Annotated in this window: 19 protein-coding genes; 15 read left to right on the top strand and 4 right to left on the bottom strand. The window is 72.1% G+C overall.

Features of this window, described 5'->3' with window-relative positions; all coding sequences use genetic code 11:
• Window positions 1-8 precede the first annotated feature (8 nt).
• Window positions 9-1019 carry an SAM-dependent methyltransferase gene (locus tag ACZ69I_RS26855; RefSeq protein ID WP_470835163.1) on the bottom strand — a complete coding sequence of 337 codons (1011 nt, stop codon included), beginning with the start codon at window positions 1017-1019 and terminating at the stop codon, window positions 9-11.
• A 106-nt stretch (window positions 1020-1125) separates the two neighbouring features.
• Here ACZ69I_RS26855 and ACZ69I_RS26850 point away from each other — a divergent pair, with 106 nt between their 5' ends.
• Together ACZ69I_RS26850 and ACZ69I_RS26845 are read left to right on the top strand one after the other, a co-directional pair.
• Complete coding sequence (locus ACZ69I_RS26850) at window positions 1126-2328, top strand: sensor histidine kinase (RefSeq protein WP_470835161.1); 1203 nt, start codon at window positions 1126-1128, stop codon at window positions 2326-2328.
• Window positions 2329-2361: 33 nt separating this feature from the next.
• Window positions 2362-3030: a response regulator transcription factor gene (locus tag ACZ69I_RS26845; RefSeq protein WP_467674006.1), complete on the top strand. Its 669-nt coding sequence runs from the start codon at window positions 2362-2364 to the stop codon at window positions 3028-3030.
• A gap of 26 nt (window positions 3031-3056) precedes the next feature.
• Here ACZ69I_RS26845 and ACZ69I_RS26840 read toward each other — a convergent pair whose 3' ends face one another.
• Entirely contained in the window at window positions 3057-4163 is a 1107-nt protein-coding gene (locus ACZ69I_RS26840) for a DUF5937 family protein (protein ID WP_467674004.1), read from the bottom strand.
• Window positions 4164-4444: 281 nt separating this feature from the next.
• Here ACZ69I_RS26840 and ACZ69I_RS26835 point away from each other — a divergent pair, with 281 nt between their 5' ends.
• On the top strand, window positions 4445-4690 hold the full coding sequence (locus tag ACZ69I_RS26835; protein WP_470835157.1) for a hypothetical protein: 246 nt from the start codon (window positions 4445-4447) through the stop codon (window positions 4688-4690).
• Here ACZ69I_RS26835 and ACZ69I_RS26830 read toward each other — a convergent pair.
• Complete coding sequence (locus ACZ69I_RS26830; RefSeq protein WP_470835155.1) at window positions 4647-5828, bottom strand: threonine aldolase family protein; 1182 nt, start codon at window positions 5826-5828, stop codon at window positions 4647-4649. The two genes, ACZ69I_RS26835 and ACZ69I_RS26830, sit on opposite strands and share 44 nt — an antisense overlap.
• A gap of 93 nt (window positions 5829-5921) precedes the next feature.
• On the opposite strand from ACZ69I_RS26830, the gene ACZ69I_RS26825 reads away from it, so the two are divergent.
• From ACZ69I_RS26825 to ACZ69I_RS26775, 11 genes are all read left to right on the top strand, one after another.
• Complete coding sequence (locus tag ACZ69I_RS26825) at window positions 5922-6905, top strand: Rossmann-like and DUF2520 domain-containing protein (protein ID WP_470835154.1); 984 nt, start codon at window positions 5922-5924, stop codon at window positions 6903-6905.
• A complete protein-coding gene (gene panC, locus ACZ69I_RS26820) occupies window positions 6902-7906 on the top strand; it encodes a pantoate--beta-alanine ligase (protein ID WP_470835153.1) in 1005 nt (334 codons plus the stop codon). Before ACZ69I_RS26825 ends, panC begins: the two co-directional genes overlap by 4 nt.
• A gap of 55 nt (window positions 7907-7961) precedes the next feature.
• Window positions 7962-9677 (top strand): L-aspartate oxidase, encoded by a 1716-nt coding sequence (locus ACZ69I_RS26815; RefSeq protein ID WP_470835151.1) that lies wholly within the window; start codon window positions 7962-7964, stop codon window positions 9675-9677.
• A 2-nt stretch (window positions 9678-9679) separates the two neighbouring features.
• Window positions 9680-10678, top strand: coding sequence for a carboxylating nicotinate-nucleotide diphosphorylase (gene nadC / locus ACZ69I_RS26810; RefSeq protein ID WP_467673992.1), 999 nt, complete (start codon window positions 9680-9682; stop codon window positions 10676-10678).
• Window positions 10678-11484, top strand: a complete 807-nt coding sequence (locus tag ACZ69I_RS26805) for a type III pantothenate kinase (RefSeq protein ID WP_467673990.1) — start codon at window positions 10678-10680, stop codon at window positions 11482-11484. Before nadC ends, ACZ69I_RS26805 begins: the two co-directional genes overlap by 1 nt.
• Before the next feature lie 134 nt (window positions 11485-11618).
• The gene (locus tag ACZ69I_RS26800) at window positions 11619-11795 is read left to right on the top strand and encodes a hypothetical protein (protein WP_470835150.1); all 177 of its coding nucleotides are present in this window, start codon (window positions 11619-11621) and stop codon (window positions 11793-11795) included.
• Between the two features lie 246 nt (window positions 11796-12041).
• Window positions 12042-12686, top strand: coding sequence for a hypothetical protein (locus tag ACZ69I_RS26795; RefSeq protein WP_470835149.1), 645 nt, complete (start codon window positions 12042-12044; stop codon window positions 12684-12686).
• A 13-nt stretch (window positions 12687-12699) separates the two neighbouring features.
• Window positions 12700-12879: a hypothetical protein gene (locus tag ACZ69I_RS26790; protein WP_389722032.1), complete on the top strand. Its 180-nt coding sequence runs from the start codon at window positions 12700-12702 to the stop codon at window positions 12877-12879.
• Window positions 12880-13085: 206 nt separating this feature from the next.
• Complete coding sequence (locus ACZ69I_RS26785; protein ID WP_470835148.1) at window positions 13086-13472, top strand: BlaI/MecI/CopY family transcriptional regulator; 387 nt, start codon at window positions 13086-13088, stop codon at window positions 13470-13472.
• 9 nt (window positions 13473-13481) lie between these two features.
• Complete coding sequence (locus tag ACZ69I_RS26780; protein ID WP_470835146.1) at window positions 13482-14033, top strand: amino-acid N-acetyltransferase; 552 nt, start codon at window positions 13482-13484, stop codon at window positions 14031-14033.
• 225 nt (window positions 14034-14258) lie between these two features.
• A complete protein-coding gene (locus ACZ69I_RS26775; protein ID WP_389722028.1) occupies window positions 14259-14597 on the top strand; it encodes a histone-like nucleoid-structuring protein Lsr2 in 339 nt (112 codons plus the stop codon).
• On the opposite strand, the gene ACZ69I_RS26770 is transcribed toward ACZ69I_RS26775, so the two are convergent.
• Window positions 14576-15166: an SCO3374 family protein gene (locus ACZ69I_RS26770; protein ID WP_467673979.1), complete on the bottom strand. Its 591-nt coding sequence runs from the start codon at window positions 15164-15166 to the stop codon at window positions 14576-14578. The two genes, ACZ69I_RS26775 and ACZ69I_RS26770, sit on opposite strands and share 22 nt — an antisense overlap.
• Before the next feature lie 440 nt (window positions 15167-15606).
• Here ACZ69I_RS26770 and ACZ69I_RS26765 point away from each other — a divergent pair, with 440 nt between their 5' ends.
• Complete coding sequence (locus ACZ69I_RS26765) at window positions 15607-18135, top strand: ATP-dependent Clp protease ATP-binding subunit (protein WP_467673977.1); 2529 nt, start codon at window positions 15607-15609, stop codon at window positions 18133-18135.
• The last annotated feature ends 92 nt before the right edge of the window (window positions 18136-18227 follow it).

Here is an 18227-nt window from a genome sequence, read left to right as displayed (position 1 = left end):
GCAGGGCCTCACGCGGGCAGCAGCGCCTCCAGGCGCACGCCGACCGGCTGCAGCAGCCAGCCGAAGTCGCCGAGGCCGCCGTGGGCGGTGAGCTCCGCGGCCTCACCCGCGCGGGCGAGGGCCCGCACGTACGCCGCCGGGTCGCTGGAGGCGAGCGCGAGCGGCGGGCGTCCGCCGCTCACCCCGAGGCCGCCGAGCGCCGCCCGCTGGGTGAGCAGCGCGGCCCCCTCCAGGGCGCAGGCGTCCAGCGCCACGTGGGCCGTGATGTCGTGCTCGCCGTCGGGCACCGGCGCCGTACCGCGGCCCGCCCTGAAGCCCGTCAGCGTCCCGAACGGCGGGCGGGCGTCCCGGGCGTGGGCGTAGTCGACGGCGACCGCCAGACCGCGTCTCAGGGTCGCCACGGCCGCCGCCCACGCCTCGTCCCTGGGCCGCCCGATCTCCGCGCGCAGTCCCGGCTCGGGGGCCAGCGGCCACCAGCGCGCCAGCCAGTCGGCGTCCGGCCCCTCGACGGGCCCGCCCGGCGACTCGGTGCCGTCGTCGTGCACGAGCACCCGGCGGGGCGTCCCGTCGGGTGCGACCTCGGCGACGTCCACGGGGACGTTGTCCAGCCACTCGTTGGCGAAGAGCAGTCCCGTGACGTCCGCGGGCGGTGTGCTCCGCCACTCGATGCGCGGGTCGAGGCCCGCGGGGCGCTCCGCGCGCTCCACCGCGTACGCACGCACGCGTGCCGCCACATCGGCGGGGAGCGCCGCCAGGACGCCCTCGGTCAGTTCGCCGCGGCCGGCGCCCATGTCCACGAAGGCCACCTCGTCCGGGTGACCGAGCGCCGCGTCCAGGCGGGACAGCAGGAGCGCCACGGCGCCCGCGTACAGGGGCGAGGCGTGCACCGAGGTCCGGAAGTGCGCGGCGGGGCCCGCGGAGCGGCGGTAGAAGCCCTGCGGCCCGTACAGGGCGGCCTCCGTGGCCTCGCGCCAGCCGCGTGGGGCGCCCCGCCGCGGTTCGTCGTTGTCGTTCGTCACAGCCCGCAGGCTAAGGGGGCCTCCACCTTGGGGAGTACATGTGCTCGACAGGGATCGGACCTTCGGTTGACCCGGGCGTACCGGTGGGTTGCCTACGCTGGGTTACGTGCAGCGCCTCTACGACTTCCTCCGCAGACACCCGACCTGGGTCGACGGCTTCTGGGCCTTCGTCCTCCTCGGGATGTCCGGGATCGGTCTGGTGGCCATGGCCGAGGGCGGGGGCCGGGATCCGAGCGTCGTGGCGATCCCGGTCACCGTCGGCCTCTCCCTGGTGGTGGCGCTGCGTCGGCGGGCACCGGAGAAGATGCTGGTGCTCGCCGCGGTACTCGGCTTCTTCCAGCTCGTCTTCGACGTGGAGAAGATGCCCGCGGACTTCGCGATGCTGGTGATCATCTACACGGCGGCGGCCGTCGGGGAGACGTGGGCCTCGCGGTTCGCCCTGGTGGGCGGCTTGTGTGCGGCGCCGCTCGCGACGATGCGCTGGCCATCGGAGGACATAGACGCCTTCGGCAACGTGCTCATCACGATCTTCCAGATCGTCCCGTTCGCGCTCGCCTGGGTCCTCGGCGACTCCATCCGCACCCGCCGCGCCTACCTTGCCCAGCTGGAGGAGCGCGCCGACCGTCTGGAGCGGGAGCGCGAGGCCCAGTCGAAGGTCGCGGTGGCGGCCGAGCGGGCGCGCATCGCCCGCGAGCTGCACGACGTCGTCGCGCACAACGTGTCGGTGATGGTGGTGCAGGCGGACGGCGCCGCGTACGTCCTGGACGCGGCGCCCGACCAGGCGAGGAAGGCCCTGGAGACCATCTCGGGCACCGGCAGGCAGGCGCTGGCCGAGATGCGCAGGCTGCTCGGCGTGCTGCGCACCGGTGAGCCCGAGGAGAGCGGCGAGTACGTGCCGCAGCCCGACGTCGAGCAGCTCGACGAGCTCATCGAGCAGGTGCGCACGGCCGGTCTGCCCGTCGACTACAAGGTGGAGGGCACCCCGCGCCCGCTGCCCAGCGGCGTGGAGCTCACCGCGTACCGCATCGTGCAGGAGGCGCTCACCAACACCCGCAAGCACGGCGGGGAGAACGCCGGGGCGAGCGTGCGCCTGGTCTACTTCGACGACGGCCTCGGGCTGCTGGTCGAGGACGACGGCAAGGGCGCCCCGCACGAGCTGTACGAGGACGGCGGGGCCGACGGCAGCGGGCACGGTCTGATCGGCATGCGGGAGCGTGTCGGCATGGTCGGCGGCACGCTGGACGCGGGACCCCGCCCGGGGGGCGGCTTCCGCATCAGTGCGCTGCTGCCGCTCAAGCCTGCACACTGACACTCTCACCGAACTTCCCGAAGGGACCCCTTGATGTCGATCCGCGTGATGCTCGTCGACGACCAGGTGCTGCTGCGCACCGGGTTCCGGATGGTGCTCGCCGCCCAGCCGGACATGGACGTCGTCGCGGAGGCGGGCGACGGCGTGGAGGCCCTGGAGGTGCTGCGCGCGACCGAGGTCGACGTGGTGCTCATGGATGTGCGCATGCCGAAGCTGGACGGCGTGGAGGCGACCCGGCGCATCTGCCAGGACGCGAACCCGCCGAAGGTGCTGATCCTGACCACCTTCGACCTCGACGAGTACGCCTTCTCGGGGCTGAAGGCCGGTGCGTCCGGCTTCATGCTCAAGGACGTGCCGCCGGGGGAGCTGCTGGCCGCGATCCGCTCCGTGCACAGCGGCGACGCGGTGGTCGCGCCGTCCACCACGCGACGCCTCCTCGACCGCTTCGCCCCGATGCTGCCGAACACCGGCGGGCAGCCCCAGCTCAAGCAGCTGGAGCGCCTCACCGGTCGGGAGCGCGAGGTGATGATCCTGGTCGCCCAGGGCCTGTCGAACGGCGAGATCGCGGCGCGGCTCGTCCTCTCGGAGGCGACCGTCAAGACGCACGTCGGACGCATCCTGACCAAGCTGGACCTGCGGGACCGGGTGCAGGTGGTGGTCCTCGCGTACGAGACGGGTCTGGTGCGGGCCGGGGGCGTCTAGGCCCTTCGCCGCCGGTCGGAGCTCTCCTAGCGCAGCACGCCCTCGATGAAGTCGCTGCCCAGGCGGGACACGACGCCGATGTCCAGCTGGTGCTGGACGTAGCGGCCGCGGCGGCGCGTGGTGATCAGACCGGCCTTCTTCAGGACGCTCAGGTGCCGGGATATCTCCGGGGCCGTCATGCCGTGCGCGTCGGCCAGCTCGCTCGTCGTGTACGCCCCGCGCGCGAGGTGGCGGCACAGCCGCATCCGCACCGGGTGGGCGAGCGCGGACATGCGGCGGGTCAGCTGCTCCACGGTGGGCGGGTCGGTGAGGCCGGGGGAACTGATGGGGTACGTGATCGACGCCTGCCAGCCCTTGCGGTGCAGCACCCACAGGTGCGGCCAGCCGAGGCTGGTCGGGACGATCGTCAGGCCGCCCGAGCCCGTGGTGGTGCGGCCGTCGCTGATCTTGTCGACGGTGATGAGCCGCTCGTCCTCGTCGAGGGAGACCGCCGTGGACATGGCCTTCAGGGCCTCGGCGAGCCCCTTGCGCCGCAGCAGCTCGGTCTTGTGCCGGGCGTCCGCGGCCAGTTGATGGCTCACCCGGGCCCAGGTGTCGGCGAAGAAGGCCTCTTCGCAGTCCTCCAGGAGTGAGCGGAACCACGCGCGGACGACCGGCGGATCGTCGAGCAGCCGCTTGGTGAAGCGCACCTGGTGCGGGCCGCGGGCGGCCGCCAGGTCCAGCGCGCGCCGCTGCACGGCGGGGTCGGCGAGGATCCTGCGGTCCGGCTCCGCGTACGTCGACTGGCAGGTGAACTCCAGGGCCGCGTCCACGAACTGTTCGTCGGTCAGCTTGTCGAGCTGGTCGAGCTCCTCCGCGAGCGTGGCCCCCGGCCTCTCGTTCCGCCCGGGGAGCCCCGCGAACGGCGTGAAGACGTCCGAGAACGTCGTGCGCCACAGGAAGTCGGCCTCGCACATGCGGTCCGCCAGGCACGGGTCCAGGCGCGTGGAGACGGCTGTCGCCCAGCCCTGGAGCCCGGGGTGGTGGCCCGGTTCGGACAGCGCGTGCAGCGCCATGCCGAGCTCGGCCAGGGGCGAGGGAACGACGTGGATCCGCTCCTGGGGAAGCCCGGTGATGTCGATGCTCACGCTCATGGCCCCATGGTGCACCGCGCCACCGACAGCGCGGCCGTCGATTGACGAGCGCCGTCAATCGACGCGACGCGGGCGGTGCGGCGGGAGCAGGCTGTGGTCATCGAGAGGCACGGCAGCGCCGCCGTGACCGTCACCCCCTACCGGTGGCCACCCCGTTCCGCACTCCGTCTCCACACCCCGTCCCGCACTCCTTTCAGTAGTCCCTCCAGCAGGCCTCCTACGCCCCTTTCGTGGCTCATCGATGTCCGTTAAGTACCATTTATTCCGAGAGGTGTTCCGTCATGAGCGTCACCCAGCAGTTCCTCCTCGACAGCTACCGCGCCGCGCAGCACGGCCAGCCGACGCCGCCCGCGCCCGGCCGGGACGACTGGCAGGCCGTCCGCGAGGTCCGCGAATACGAACGCTTCCGCGCCGTCGTGGCGGAACGCCCCGCCCACGGCAGGTTCCGCGCCGCCCTGGCCCGGTTCTTCCGCGGCGACAGGCTCAGCGCGGGATCCGTCGCACGAACTCCGCGACCGCTTCCCTGACGTCGTCGGCCGTCCACTTCAGGCCCTCCTCGGTCACGGTGACCTCCGTGACCGAGAGGCCGGGCGGCCCGTCCGGGAACCAGCGCCCGAACAGCAGGGTGCCGGTCTCCTCGGCCTGCCCCAGGCAGGCCTCGCTCAGTACGTCGGAGGCGTACGGCAGCCACACCTGGAACTGATGCGTGTGCGGGCGCCCGGGGTGCACGCGCGACCAGGGCACCCCCGCCGCCGCGAACCCCTCGCGCAGCCCGTCGGCGACCACGCGCGCGTGGGCGACATACGCGGGCAGCCGGGGCAGCGTGCGCTCCAGGCCGAGCAGGGCCGACACCGCGGCGGGGAACTGCTGGAACACCTGGCCCCCGTAGCGGTGGCGCCACGCCCTCGCCTCCTCGACGAGCGTGCGCGGACCGGCCAGCGCGGCGCCGCTGAGCCCTTCGAGGGACTTGTAGAAGGACACGTACACGGAGTCGGCGAGCCCGGCGATCTCCGCGAGGCCCCGGCCGAAGTGCGTCGTGCACTCCCAGAGCCGGGCACCGTCGAAGTGCACGACGGCGTCCCGTTCGCGGGCCGCCGCCACGACCTCCTCCAGCTCCTCCCACTCCGGCAGGACGAAACCGGCGTCCCGGAGCGGCAGTTCGAGCATCAGTGCCCCGAAGGGCTCCCCGAAGTCCCGCACCTCGTCCGCCGTGGGCAGCCGCGGCTCGTCCGTCGGATGCACCGTGCGCAACCCGCTGACCACGGAGAAGGCGCCCCCCTCGTGCAGCTCGGGGTGCGCCTTCGGATGCAGGGCCACCGTCGCGTTCCCCGTACGGCCCGCCCAGCTGCGCAACGCGACCTGCTGGGCCATGGTGCCGGTCGGGAAGAACGCGGCGTCCTCCTTGCCGAGCAGCCGCGCGACCTCGCCCTCCAGAGTGGCGACGACGCCGTCGCCGTAGACATCGACGGGCTCGTCCGGGCCGACGACCTCGCACGCCGCGGCCGCCCGGGCCGACAGGCGCTCGGTGAGCGGGACGTGCAGCGGGGCGCGGTGCAGGGTCCTGGCCGCGCCCAGGGCGGCGGCTCGGCGGCGGGCCGACTGCTGGTCGTACGCGTCCGCATCCCGCGGTTCCGGCTGCTCTTGGGGTGCGCTGTGGGAGGGCATCCTCCGAGCATGGACCGTCCCGCCGGAACCGGTCACATGAATGACCACAGCCTGTGGACAGTGCAGGACGCGCCCCCGACCGATCGCGTTAACATGACGAGAAATCGTCCGGTACCCCGAGCGGACTGGAACGGAAGGCGCCGCCGCGTGAACGCATCGCATCAGCCAGACCCGCGGGACCGCCCCGCGAGGCTCACCGTGGGAGTCGTGGGAGCGGGCCGCGTCGGCCCCGCGCTCGCCGCGGCGCTGCAGCTCGCCGGGCACCGCCCGGTGGCCGCGTCCGGGGTGTCCGACTCCTCCGTACGACGAGCGGCGGCCCTGCTGCCCGACGTCCCCCTCGTGCCGCCCGCCGAGGTCCTCGACCGCGCCGACCTGGTGCTCCTGACCGTCCCCGACGACGCCCTGCCCGGCCTCGTCGAGGGCCTCGCGGAGACCGGGGCCGTGCGCCCGGGCCAGCTGCTCGTGCACACCTCCGGGCGGTACGGCACCAAGGTCCTGGAGCCCGCCCTGCGCGCGGGCGCCCTGCCGCTCGCGCTGCACCCCGCCATGACGTTCACCGGCACCGCCGTCGACGTGCAGCGCCTCGCCGGGTGCTCCTTCGGCGTGACCGCGCCCGAGGAGCTGCGGCTCGCCGCGGAGGCCCTGGTCATCGAGATGGGCGGCGAGCCCGAGTGGATCGCCGAGGAGAACCGCCCGCTCTACCACGCGGCCCTCGCCCTGGGCGCGAACCACCTGGTCACCCTGGTCGCCGAGTCCATGGACCTGCTGCGCGACGCGGGCGTCGCCGCCCCGGACCGGATGCTGGGCCCGCTGCTCGGCGCCGCCCTGGACAACGCGCTGCGGTCGGGCGACGCGGCCCTCACGGGCCCCGTCGCGCGCGGCGACGCGGGCACCGTCGCCGCGCACGTCACCGAGTTGCGCAAGCACGCCCCGCAGACCGTCGCCGGGTACCTGGCGATGGCCCGCGCCACCGCCGACCGCGCCCTCGCCCACGGCCTGCTCAAGCCCGAGCTCGCCGAGGACCTCCTCGGCGTCCTGGCCAACGGTGGGACCGGCACCGAAGGGGGCGAGCGATGACCGCCGCCCTGCTGCACACCGCCGAATCCCTCCGCACGCGCGCGCGTGCGGGCCGCCGCGCCGTCGTCATGACCATGGGCGCCCTGCACGAGGGACACGCCTCACTGGTCCGCGCCGCGCGCCGCCTCGCCGGGCCGGAGGGCGAGGTCGTCGTCACGGTCTTCGTGAACCCCCTGCAGTTCGGGGCGGGCGAGGACCTGGACCGCTATCCCCGCACCCTCGACGCCGACGTCAAGATCGCCGAACAGGCGGGCGCGGACGTCGTGTTCGCTCCCTCCGTGGACGAGGTCTATCCGGGTGGCGAGCCCCAGGTCCGGATCGCCGCGGGCCCCATGGGCACCGTCCTGGAAGGCGCCACGCGCCCCGGCCACTTCGACGGCATGCTCACCGTCGTCGCCAAGCTGCTCCACCTGACCGGCCCCGACGTGGCGCTGTTCGGGCAGAAGGACGCCCAGCAGCTCGCCCTGATCCGCCGCATGGTGCGCGACCTCGACTTCCCCGTGGAGATCGTCGGCGTCCCCACCGCCCGCGAGGACGACGGCCTGGCCCTCTCCAGCCGCAACCGCTACCTCTCCCCGGCCGAGCGGCGCACCGCCCTCGCCCTCTCCCAGGCCCTCTTCGCGGGCCGCGACCGGCACGCCGCGCAGGAGGCCCTGCGCGCGCGGGCCGCCAGCGCCCCCGCCACCCGCGCGCGTGCGGTCGCCCTCAGCGAGCTCGGCGAGTCCCGCGCGGCGGCCGACGCGCACGCCGTGGCGCACTCCGCGGAGCCCTCCGCGACGGGCGGCCCCGCCGCCGTCGTCGCGGCCGCCCGGCTGGTCCTCGACGAGGCGGCCCGCCTGCGGCCCCCGCTGGAGCTGGACTACGTGGCGCTCGTGGACCCGGCCGACTTCAGCGAGGTCCGCCCCGGACACCGCGGCGAGGCCGTCCTCGCCGTGGCCGCCAGGGTCGGCTCGACGCGACTGATCGACAACATCCCGCTGACGTTCGGAGCCGCCGTATGAGCGCGCACCGCACGCGTCCGAGCGCAGCTCTCGTACGCCCGAACGGAGTCACCGCATGACCACCACCGGAATACGGCTGTACGCGCCCGCCCCCGGCTGGTCCCTCGAAGCCGACGTCGTGGTCGTCGGCTCCGGAGTGGCCGGACTGACGGCCGCCCTGCGCTGCTCGGCCGCCGGCCTGAAGACGGTCGTGGTGACCAAGGCCCGCCTGGACGCCGGCTCCACCCGCTGGGCGCAGGGCGGCGTCGCCGCGGCGCTCGGCGAGGGCGACACCCCCGAACAGCACCTGGACGACACCCTCGTGGCGGGCGTGGGCCTGTGCGACGAGGAGGCCGTGCGCATCCTCGTCACCGAGGGACCCGGTGCCGTACGCCGCCTCATCGAGACCGGCGCCCACTTCGACACGGACTCCGAGGGCGCCATCGAGCTGGCCCGCGAGGGCGGTCACCACCGCCGCCGCATCGCGCACGCGGGCGGCGACGCGACCGGCGCGGAGATCTCCCGCGCCCTCGTCGAAGCCGTCCGCGCGCGGGGCATACCCACCGTGGAGAACGCGCTCGTCCTCGACCTCCTGACGGACGCCGAGGGCCGCACCGCGGGCGTCTCCCTGCACGTCATGGGGGAGGGCCAGCACGACGGCGTGGGCGCCGTCCACGCCCCCGCCGTGGTCCTCGCGACCGGCGGCATGGGGCAGGTCTTCTCGGCGACCAGCAACCCCTCCGTGTCCACGGGTGACGGCGTCGCGCTCGCCCTGCGCGCGGGCGCCGAGGTCTCCGACCTGGAGTTCGTGCAGTTCCACCCCACCGTGCTCTTCCTCGGCGCGGACGCGGAGGGCCAGCAGCCGCTGGTCTCCGAAGCGGTCCGGGGCGAGGGCGCGCACCTCGTGGACGCCGACGGCGTGCGCTTCATGGTCGGACAGCACGAGCTGGCCGAGCTCGCGCCGCGCGACGTCGTCGCCAAGGGCATCACGCGCCGCATGCAGGAAAAGGGCACCGAGCACATGTACCTGGACGGCAGGCACTTCGGCGCCGAGATGTGGGAGAACCGCTTCCCCACGATCCTCGCCGCCTGCCGCGCCCACGGCATCGACCCGGTCACCGAGCCCATCCCCGTCGCCCCGGCCGCGCACTACGCCTCCGGCGGGGTCCGCACCGACCCGCACGGCCGCACCACCGTCCCCGGCCTGTACGCCTGCGGAGAGGTCGCCTGCACCGGCGTCCACGGCGCCAACCGGCTCGCCTCCAACTCCCTCCTCGAAGGCCTGGTCTACGCCGAGCGCATCGCCGACGACATCGCCGCCCAGCACGCGGAGAACGCCCTCCACGCGCGCGTGCCCGCCCCCGTGACCCAGGCCGAGTCCCCGGCGCACCCCCTGCTGCCGCCCGAGGCCCGCTTCACCATCCAGCGCGTCATGACCGAGGGCGCCGGAGTCCTGCGCTCCGCCGAGTCCCTCAGCCGGGCCGCGGCCGAGCTGGCGCGCACCCACGCCGAGGCCGCGGGCGCCCTCGCCGAGCACGGCAAGACCGCCGAGCCCGGCGTCGACACCTGGGAGACCACCAACCTCCTGTGTGTGGCCCGCGTCCTGGTGGCCGCCGCCCAGCGCCGCGAGGAGACCCGCGGCTGCCACTGGCGCCAGGACCACGCCGACCGCGACGACGCGGCCTGGCGGCGCCACATCGTCGTACGCCTGAATCCCGACCGGACGCTGGCGGCCACCACGACCGCGACCTCCGACTTCCCTCCGACCCGTCCCAGTCCCCAGGAGCAGTGACCGTGAGCACCCCCGACGACCTCCCCCTCGCCACTCCCTCAGCCGCAGGCGGTGGCTGCGGCGACGCCTGCGGCTGTGGCGGTGGCGACACGTTCGACCCCCTGGAGTGCGGCCTCGACCCCGCCCTCGCGCTGCTCCTGACCGAGGCGGGCCTCGACCCCCTGCAGATCGAGGACATCGCGCACATGGCCATCGAGGAGGACCTGGCCGGTGGCGTGGACGTCACCACGGCCGCGACCATCCCCGAGGACGCCGTCGCCACCGCGGACTTCGCCGCGCGCCAGGCGGGCACCGTCGCGGGCCTGCGCGTCGCCGAAGCGGTCCTCTCCGTGGTGTGCGAGGAGGAGTTCGAGGTCGAGCGGCACGTGGAGGACGGCGACCGCGTCGAGGCGGGCGACGTCCTCCTGAGCGTCACCACCCGCACCCGCGACCTGCTCACCGCCGAGCGCAGCGCGCTCAACATCCTGTGCCGCCTCTCCGGCATCGCGACCGCCACGCGCGCGTGGGCCGACGCGCTCGACGGCACGAAGGCGAAGGTCCGCGACACCCGCAAGACGACCCCGGGCTACCGAGCCCTGGAGAAGTACGCGGTACGCATGGGCGGCGGCGTCAACCACCGCATGTCGCTCTCCGACGCGGCCCTGGTCAAGGACAACCACGTCGTCGCGGCGGGCGGCGTCAGCCAGGCCTTCAAGGCCGTGCGCGAGCAGTTCCCGGGCCTGGCCATCGAGGTCGAGGTCGACACGCTGCACCAGCTGCGCGAGGTGGTCGAGGCGGGCGCCGACCTGATCCTCCTGGACAACTTCACACCCGGCGAGACGGCGGAGGCCGTCGCCCTCGTCGACGGCCGCGCCTTCCTGGAGTCCTCGGGCCGCCTCACCCTGGAGAACGCCCGCGCGTACGCCGAGACGGGCGTCGACTACCTCGCCGTCGGCGCGCTCACCCACTCCTCCCCGATCCTCGACATCGGCCTCGACCTGCGGGAAGCGGTGCGGGACTGATGCTGCTGACCATCGACGTAGGCAACACCCACACCGTCCTCGGGCTCTTCGACGGCGAGGACATCGTCGAGCACTGGCGCATCTCCACGGACGCGCGCCGCACCGCCGACGAACTGGCCGTGCTGCTCAACGGCCTGATGGGCATGCACCCGCTGCTCGGCGACGACCTCGGCGACGGCATCGACGGCATCGCCATCTGCTCGACGGTCCCCTCCGTCCTGCACGAGCTGCGCGAAGTCACCCGCCGCTACTACGGGGACGTCCCCGCGGTCCTGGTCGAACCCGGCATCAAGACCGGCGTCCCGATCCTCATGGACAACCCCAAGGAAGTCGGCGCCGACCGCATCATCAACGCGGTCGCGGCGGTCGAGCTGTACGGCGGACCGGCGATCGTCGTCGACTTCGGTACGGCGACGACGTTCGACGCGGTCTCCGCTCGCGGGGAGTACGCGGGCGGGGTCATCGCCCCCGGCATCGAGATCTCCGTGGAGGCCCTCGGCGTACGCGGCGCACAGCTCCGCAAGATCGAACTGGCCCGTCCGCGCAGCGTCATCGGCAAGAACACGGTGGAGGCCATGCAGGCGGGCATCCTGTACGGCTTCGCGGGCCAGGTCGACGGCGTCGTGAACCGGATGGCGCGCGAGCTGGCCGGCGCGGGCGGCGACCCCGACGACGTGACGGTGATCGCCACGGGTGGGCTCGCGCCCATGGTGCTCGGCGAGGCGTCGGTCATCGACGAGCACGAACCGTGGCTGACACTGATCGGTCTCCGCCTCGTCTACGAACGGAACATCTCCCGTACCTGACCGATTGACGATGGCCATGTGTGCATAACCCTCCGCCTTCTGCAAGAGTCTGCGCAGGGACGGGACTTGAGCGGGTGTAGGGCGGGTTGGGGCGGATGAGGCGCACGAGACGGTGGGGCTCTGCGGTTGTCGCGATGGCGCTGATGGCAGTGATCGGCGGCCCGGCGACCGCGGCGCGGGCCGCCCAGCCGGCCGATCCGGCGCTGGCCGGGGCGAGTGCGGGGATCCTGCCGTGGCTCGCGGTGGCGGCGGTCGCCGCGCTCGGCGTGGGTGCGGTGGCGTACGCCTTGGCGCGGCGCCGTGCGGATTAGCCCTCCCGGGTGGGGTGGGTGTGGGCCGGGCCGTCGCTCCGCGGCGGAGAGGGGTGGGCTGGGTGCTTCCCCCGCTTTTCCGTGGCGGTTCCAACAGGGCCGCCGCTTCGCGGCGGGTGTAGCCCGCCCACCCACCCGTTTGCCCCGCGACGTTCAGCGGGAGTAGGGGCCAGCCCCTTCCGTCCGTCAACGCGCCGTGAATTGGCGTTAAGCCGATTTTGTCCGTTTGGCGCGTATCGTCAGTCCATGCCCACGCCATACGGATCCCGGGGCGGGATGGCCTTCAGCGCGGAGGAGCTGCGTGTGCTCCGTCGCGCTCTGGCGCTCGCCCTGCACCCCAGTCCCGCCCGCGACGAGGACGTCAAGGACTGCCTTCGTCTCGCCGAATCGGTCGACGAAGCGGCGCGCGAGGGGGCCAGGCTGCGCGCCTTCCTCGTGGCCGACCTCGCCCGCTACCGCGCGGCCCTGCCGGGCACCGCGACCGGCTACCTCGCCCTCCTCGACGACGTCCTCGCCACCGGCTACGAGCCGGGCGCCGACGACCTCGCGGCGCTGCGCGCCCTGCGCGGCAACCCCGTCGCGGCCGCCCTCCTGGAGCGCTGCCGCGTCCTCGCCGAACGGTCCGTGCGCGCCCGTCTCGCGGGCCGCGCCGTCCCCGTACGGGAGCGCGCCGCCGTCCCGGCCCCCGCCTCCCGCACGACCCGCCTCCTCGCCCTGCCCGGCGGCCGCGGTGGCCACGGCGGGTCCGGTGCCAAGAGCGACCCGGCGGAGCGCCGCCCGGCCCCCGCCCCGACGCCACCCCGCCCGGTCCCGACACCGGCGGAGGTGTTCCCGCCCAAGCGCCGCCCCGAGACGCCCGCGGACCCGCCGCACCGGCTCGCCGCGGGCTAGCTACCCTGGGGGCATGGACTACGTTTCCGCGCTCGTGCCCCCCGTAGTGATGGCCGTGTTCTTCACCGGGCTCATCGTGACGATCGTGAAGACCCAGGGCGGCGCCAACAAGGCCAAGGAGGACGCGGCCGTCGACGCCGCGATCACCCGCGCCGAGGCCGTCCGGCAGACCCCGAAGACCGGCAGCGCCTGACCCGCCGCGCACCACCGCGCACCCCCGGGCCCGCCCGCCCCGCACCGGCGGTCACCCGGCGTGCCCACCCCTGCACCAAGGCGTACGACTCACGTGCCTTTCGAGTCGTACGCCCTTTTTGTTGCATAAATTAGGGGTACGCCACGTCCCTCACGCATCACGCCAATAGTGACGTCTCCCACTATTGTTCAGCTGTGCCTCGTCCATTGGGAGAACTCGAAGACTCAGTCATGACGCGGGTGTGGAAGTGGAACCGCCCCGTGACCGTTCGAGAAGTCCTGGAAGACCTTCAGGAGGAACGGTCCATCGCGTACACGACCGTGATGACCGTTTTGGACAATCTCCATCAGAAGGGCTGGGTGCGCCGCGAAGCGGAAGGCCGTGCCTATCGATATGAGGCGGTCTCCACTCGCGCCGCCTACGCAGCCGCACTGATGAACGAAGCCTGGTCGCAGAGCGACAACCCGGCCGCGGCTCTCGTCGCCTTCTTCGGCATGATGTCGGCGGAACAGCGGGAAGCGCTGAGCGACGCCATGCGTATCGTCCAAGGCCCGGAGAACCCCGGCTCGGCGGAGCGCGCCGCAGAGCGATAGCGTCCGCTCATGCCAGCAGAGGTCCCCGAACGCAACGAACTCAGCGAACTCAGCGCAAAAGCGGTCTCGGTCCGCAGGGCGCGAACCTCCGATGTCCCGGCCGTCCGCCGGCTCCTCGACTCCTACGTCCGCGAGCGCATCCTCCTGGACAAAGCGACGGTGACGCTTTACGAGGACATCCAGGAGTTCTGGGTGGCGGAACGCGACGACAACGCGGAGTTGGTCGGCTGCGGCGCACTGCACGTGATGTGGGAAGACCTCGCAGAAGTACGCACACTGGCCGTGAACCCCGTGGTCAAGGGGGCCGGAGTGGGGCACCAGCTGTTGGGCAAGTTGCTGCAGACAGCCCGCTGGCTCGGCGTCCGCAAGGTTTTCTGTCTCACCTTCGAAGTCGACTTCTTCGCGAAGCACGGCTTCGTGGAGATCGGTGAGACTCCGGTCGACGGAGATGTCTACAGCGAGCTCCTGCGTTCCTATGACGAGGGTGTCGCGGAGTTCCTCGGCCTCGAACGAGTGAAACCGAACACCTTGGGCAACAGCCGGATGCTTCTGCATCTGTGATCGTCGCGCGGTATTCCTGGCGGCAGTCTGCCCCGGTGGCCTATGTCCGAAACGCGCATGTTTCCAGGCTCCTAGGGGTGCCTGGTCTCTCCCAGGGGTTTGTGTTTTTCCGGCAAAAGCGGTTTGCTTTCCGACGTACTGCAGTACTGCATATAACAGGGGCCGGTGAATCGGCGGCGTACGTCGTGCGGACCGGCCTCACAGTTATCGATGAAAGGAAATCCGGTGGCACAGAAGGTTCAGGTCCTTCTTGTCGATGACCTCGACGGTGGCGAGGCGGACGAGACCGTGACGTTTGCGCTGGACGGCAAGTCCTACGAGATCGACCTCACCACGGCCAACGCGGACAAGCTCCGTGGCGCCCTTGAGGACTTCGTCAAGGCAGGTCGGCGCACCGGAGGCCGCGGTTCGAGCGGTCGCGGCAAGGCGCGCGCCGCCGCGTCCGGCGGGAGCCAGGACACCGCCGCGATCCGCGCCTGGGCAAAGGAGAACGGTTTCGAGGTCAATGACCGCGGCCGCGTTCCCGCGTCCATTCGCGAGGCTTACGAGAAGGCCAACGGCTGACGGCTGCGACGCCGCAACCGGACCCGGTGACAGTGTGTTGCCGCCGTGTCCACGAGTCGCACGAGACCGGAGCCCACGGCGGGGTCGCTGTGGAGCGCAGTCCCGCCGCTGCCCATCGCGGGCAGGGACGGAAGCGCGGGCAGCGTCGGCTCCACCTCACAGCCGGGCTCCGGGGGTCGCAGCCACACGGCGGCCCCCCGCGAGCCGGACCACCCCGGGGGCGTGGGCGCGATCATCCGCCCGCCCACCCCGAGCGCGGTGAGGCCGAGGGGGATGTCCCCCCACTCCAGCCAGTCGAGCAGCCCCGGCAGTTCGTCCGCGCTCCCCGCGCCCACCAGGAGCCGCATCGTCTCCCCGCGCAGTGCCACCGGAGCCCTCGGTCCGAGGTGGCGCAGCGCCGCGAAGCCCGCCTCCGCCGGCAGCTCCAGGACGTCGAAGCGCAGTCCCGTCAGGAGGCGCACCGGTCCGGGCCCGGGCGCGGTCGCCCAGCCGAGCTCGTTCTCGTACCACTGCCGCACCGTGTCGCTCTGCTCGACCGGTACACGGGGCTGAGGAACTGTGGGGGCCATGTCCGAGCAACAGCCGTGAGCGCGCGAGGGTTACGGAAGGTAGCGACTCGAATGCGTTACGTGTCCGGAAAGGGGGCGTAAGGGCGTGTTCCGCGGCGCAAGGGTGTTCGCCCGTAGCTGAGGGAACCGGGGCGCGCCGCATGGACTGTCGGTCCCGACGGGTAAGACATCCCTAGTGGGAAGGGGCGACACGCAGTCCGGGGCATGTCACGTTCGCCATCGGCGTAGTGATGGTGGGGGTAACTGCCTGGCCTGCGGGAACATCGTCTCGCACCATCGGGTTGGAGCAGTTGTCGGCGTTCGAGGTCAGGACTTCCCCTGTGAAGGGGGCCGGGTGTCGGCAGTTGGAATGAGCGGTCCCCGCTTGCGGGACTAAGCTGCGGAAGGACAGGGAGGGGACCGACCCCTTACTGCCTGACCGCTCTGAGGAGCGATTAACGATGTTCGAGAGGTTCACCGACCGCGCGCGGCGGGTTGTCGTCCTGGCTCAGGAAGAAGCCCGGATGCTCAACCACAACTACATCGGCACCGAGCACATCCTCCTGGGCTTGATCCACGAGGGCGAGGGTGTCGCCGCTAAGGCCCTGGAGAGCCTCGGGATTTCGCTCGAGGCGGTCCGCCAGCAGGTGGAGGAGATCATCGGCCAGGGCCAGCAGGCCCCGTCCGGGCACATCCCCTTCACCCCCCGTGCCAAGAAGGTCCTGGAGCTGTCGCTCCGCGAGGCCCTTCAGCTGGGCCACAACTACATCGGCACGGAGCACATCCTGCTCGGCCTGATCCGCGAGGGCGAGGGCGTCGCGGCCCAGGTCCTGGTCAAGCTGGGCGCCGATCTCAACCGGGTGCGGCAGCAGGTCATCCAGCTGCTCTCCGGCTACCAGGGCAAGGAGACCGCCACCGCCGGCGGTCCTGCCGAGGGCACGCCCTCCACGTCCCTGGTCCTCGACCAGTTCGGCCGGAACCTCACCCAGGCCGCTCGTGAGTCCAAGCTCGACCCGGTCATCGGGCGCGAGAAGGAGATCGAGCGGGTCATGCAGGTGCTGTCCCGCCGCACCAAGAACAACCCGGTCCTGATCGGTGAGCCCGGCGTCGGCAAGACCGCCGTCGTCGAGGGCCTCGCCCAGGCCATCGTCAAGGGCGAGGTGCCCGAGACCCTCAAGGACAAGCACCTCTACACCCTCGACCTCGGCGCGCTGGTGGCCGGCTCGCGCTACCGCGGTGACTTCGAGGAGCGCCTGAAGAAGGTCCTCAAGGAGATCCGCACCCGCGGCGACATCATCCTGTTCATCGACGAGCTCCACACCCTGGTGGGTGCGGGTGCCGCCGAGGGCGCGATCGACGCCGCGAGCATCCTCAAGCCGATGCTGGCCCGCGGCGAGCTGCAGACCATCGGTGCGACCACGCTCGACGAGTACCGCAAGCACCTGGAGAAGGACGCGGCCCTCGAGCGCCGCTTCCAGCCCATCCAGGTCGCGGAGCCGTCGCTGCCGCACACCATCGAGATCCTGAAGGGCCTCCGGGACCGGTACGAGGCGCACCACCGTGTGTCCATCACCGACGAGGCCCTCGTGCAGGCCGCCACCCTGGCCGACCGGTACATCTCGGACCGCTTCCTGCCGGACAAGGCGATCGACCTGATCGACGAGGCCGGTTCCCGGATGCGCATCCGCCGGATGACCGCGCCGCCGGACCTCCGCGAGTTCGACGAGAAGATCGCGGGCGTCCGCCGCGACAAGGAGTCCGCGATCGACTCGCAGGACTTCGAGAAGGCCGCTTCCCTGCGCGACAAGGAGAAGCAGCTCCTGGCCGCCAAGGCCAAGCGCGAGAAGGAGTGGAAGGCCGGCGACATGGACGTCGTCGCCGAGGTCGACGGCGAGCTCATCGCCGAGGTCCTCGCCACGGCGACGGGCATCCCGGTCTTCAAGCTGACCGAGGAGGAGTCGAGCCGCCTGCTGCGCATGGAGGACGAGCTCCACAAGCGCGTCATCGGCCAGAAGGACGCCGTCAAGGCGCTCTCGAAGGCGATCCGGCGTACGCGTGCGGGTCTGAAGGACCCGAAGCGCCCCGGCGGCTCGTTCATCTTCGCGGGCCCGTCCGGTGTCGGTAAGACCGAGCTCTCCAAGGCGCTCGCCGAGTTCCTCTTCGGCGACGAGGACGCGCTGATCTCCCTCGACATGTCGGAGTTCAGCGAGAAGCACACGGTCTCGCGCCTCTTCGGTTCGCCCCCCGGTTACGTGGGCTACGAAGAGGGCGGCCAGCTGACCGAGAAGGTCCGCCGCAAGCCGTTCTCCGTCGTCCTGTTCGACGAGGTCGAGAAGGCCCACCCGGACATCTTCAACTCGCTCCTGCAGATCCTGGAGGACGGTCGCCTGACCGACTCCCAGGGCCGGGTCGTCGACTTCAAGAACACGGTCATCATCATGACGACCAACCTCGGCACCCGGGACATCTCGAAGGGCTTCAACCTCGGCTTCGCGGCCCAGGGCGACACGAAGTCCAACTACGAGCGGATGAAGAACAAGGTTAGCGACGAGCTGAAGCAGCACTTCCGCCCGGAGTTCCTGAACCGCGTGGACGACGTCGTCGTCTTCCCGCAGCTCAGCCAGGACGACATCCTCCAGATCGTCGACCTGATGATCACCAAGGTGGACGAGCGCCTGAAGGACCGGGACATGGGCATCGAGCTCTCCGCGTCCGCGAAGGAGCTGCTCTCGAAGAAGGGCTACGACCCGGTGCTCGGCGCGCGTCCGCTGCGGCGCACGATCCAGCGCGAGGTCGAGGACACCCTCTCCGAGAAGATCCTCTTCGGCGAGCTGCGCCCCGGCCACATCGTGGTCGTCGACACGGAGGGCGAGGGCGAGACCGCCACGTTCACCTTCCGTGGCGAGGAGAAGGCGGCGCTGCCCGACGTGCCGCCGATCGAGTCGGCCGCCGGTGGCGGTGCGGGCCCGAACCTGAGCAAGGACGCCTAGCCTCTCAGGGCACGCTTCACTGGGGCTGCTCCGGAACCGTTCCGTACGGTTCCGGGGCAGCCCCTTTTTGCGCGCAGGGCGCAGGCGGTGGC

It is taken from the genome of Streptomyces sp. NPDC036815 (genome assembly GCF_055609205.1).
This window is presented reverse-complemented; position numbering and strand designations above follow the sequence as displayed.

What these genes read in the sequence shown, in the direction of transcription:
- ACZ69I_RS26845 (WP_467674006.1), top strand. Translation starts at nt 2,362, where the DNA reads ATGTCGATCCGCGTGATGCTCGTCGACGACCAGGTGCTGCTGCGCACC.
- ACZ69I_RS26840 (WP_467674004.1), bottom strand. Translation starts at nt 4,163, where the DNA reads ATGAGCGTGAGCATCGACATCACCGGGCTTCCCCAGGAGCGGATCCAC.
- ACZ69I_RS26835 (WP_470835157.1), top strand. Translation starts at nt 4,445, where the DNA reads ATGAGCGTCACCCAGCAGTTCCTCCTCGACAGCTACCGCGCCGCGCAG.
- ACZ69I_RS26830 (WP_470835155.1), bottom strand. Translation starts at nt 5,828, where the DNA reads ATGCCCTCCCACAGCGCACCCCAAGAGCAGCCGGAACCGCGGGATGCG.
- ACZ69I_RS26825 (WP_470835154.1), top strand. Translation starts at nt 5,922, where the DNA reads ATGACGAGAAATCGTCCGGTACCCCGAGCGGACTGGAACGGAAGGCGC.
- panC (WP_470835153.1), top strand. Translation starts at nt 6,902, where the DNA reads ATGACCGCCGCCCTGCTGCACACCGCCGAATCCCTCCGCACGCGCGCG.
- ACZ69I_RS26815 (WP_470835151.1), top strand. Translation starts at nt 7,962, where the DNA reads ATGACCACCACCGGAATACGGCTGTACGCGCCCGCCCCCGGCTGGTCC.
- ACZ69I_RS26805 (WP_467673990.1), top strand. Translation starts at nt 10,678, where the DNA reads ATGCTGCTGACCATCGACGTAGGCAACACCCACACCGTCCTCGGGCTC.
- ACZ69I_RS26800 (WP_470835150.1), top strand. Translation starts at nt 11,619, where the DNA reads ATGGCGCTGATGGCAGTGATCGGCGGCCCGGCGACCGCGGCGCGGGCC.
- ACZ69I_RS26795 (WP_470835149.1), top strand. Translation starts at nt 12,042, where the DNA reads ATGCCCACGCCATACGGATCCCGGGGCGGGATGGCCTTCAGCGCGGAG.
- ACZ69I_RS26790 (WP_389722032.1), top strand. Translation starts at nt 12,700, where the DNA reads ATGGACTACGTTTCCGCGCTCGTGCCCCCCGTAGTGATGGCCGTGTTC.
- ACZ69I_RS26780 (WP_470835146.1), top strand. Translation starts at nt 13,482, where the DNA reads ATGCCAGCAGAGGTCCCCGAACGCAACGAACTCAGCGAACTCAGCGCA.
- ACZ69I_RS26770 (WP_467673979.1), bottom strand. Translation starts at nt 15,166, where the DNA reads ATGGCCCCCACAGTTCCTCAGCCCCGTGTACCGGTCGAGCAGAGCGAC.
- ACZ69I_RS26765 (WP_467673977.1), top strand. Translation starts at nt 15,607, where the DNA reads ATGTTCGAGAGGTTCACCGACCGCGCGCGGCGGGTTGTCGTCCTGGCT.